1 protein-coding gene is annotated in these 335 nt (G+C 46.9%); it reads right to left on the bottom strand.

Going from position 1 to position 335, the window contains the following annotated elements; translation table 11 throughout:
- On the bottom strand, positions 1–335 hold a 335-nt coding region (locus JMF81_RS14285), incomplete at both ends, for an IS3 family transposase (protein ID WP_201312108.1).

Here is a 335-nt window from a genome sequence, read left to right as displayed (position 1 = left end):
CAGCCCGGCGGGTACAACCATTGTTTGTATATTTTATCGTAGACTTTATGTCAAGCTTACGGCAGATCCGCAGGATTCGTTTATCATTGGCCTTTATGCCATGATAACGTTCCAGTTCATCCCGGATCCTCCGGTATCCCTTGTCTGGAGAATCTTTGTGGATCTTTTCTATTTTATCTGCTATCCAGTGGTTTTCCAACTCGCTTTCCGGTGTCTCCCTATGCAGCCATTTATAATACGCCGCATGAGAAACACATCCAAGCCTGCACAGGCTCCGGATAGGATAGCCATGATCTTCGTGTTCCTCTTTTATCGCCCGGTATACGGCTTCATGC

The organism is Anaerostipes butyraticus (genome assembly GCF_016586355.1).
Classification (GTDB): domain Bacteria; phylum Bacillota; class Clostridia; order Lachnospirales; family Lachnospiraceae; genus Anaerostipes; species Anaerostipes butyraticus.
This window is presented reverse-complemented; position numbering and strand designations above follow the sequence as displayed.